Annotated in this window: 1 protein-coding gene; it reads right to left on the reverse strand. The window is 54.4% G+C overall.

Features of this window, described 5'->3' with window-relative positions; all coding sequences use genetic code 11:
• Positions 1-488, reverse strand: a 488-nt coding sequence (locus tag FDX22_RS31515; protein WP_255432993.1) for an efflux RND transporter periplasmic adaptor subunit, incomplete at both ends; no start/stop codon positions are given.

Here is a 488-nt window from a genome sequence, read left to right on the forward strand (position 1 = left end):
GACCTTCGCTGATGAGCCACTTGTCGCCAATGGCTTGTGTGGCAACAACGGCGCGAGACTCAACCTGACTTTTATCGTTAACGACCATCACGGTGGCATCGCCGCGAGGCGTACGCGTTACCCCCTGCTGCGGAACGAGAATGGCATTTGGCTGAACACCTTCATCAATGCGCGCACGCACGAACATGCCCGGCAGCAGCGTGTGCTGCGGGTTAGGGAAGACGGCCCTGAGGGTGATGGATCCGGTACTTTCATCAACCGTCACGTCAGAAAATTGCAACGTGCCTTTCAGCGGGTATGACTGGCCATTTTCCATCACCAGTTCGACGGTGCTGCTGGTGTTGTCTTTATGCAGACTGCCTTGTNTATGCAGGCTCCCTTGCTCAACTGACTGTTTGAGGCGCATAAAGTCGTTACTGGACTGTGTTACGTCGACATAAATAGGATCAAGCTGTTGAACGGTAGCAAGCTCAGTCGCCTGGCCATTC

Origin of the sequence: Citrobacter sp. TBCS-14, from assembly GCF_005280805.1 — a bacterium.
In the GTDB taxonomy this organism is placed as follows: domain Bacteria; phylum Pseudomonadota; class Gammaproteobacteria; order Enterobacterales; family Enterobacteriaceae; genus Citrobacter; species Citrobacter gillenii.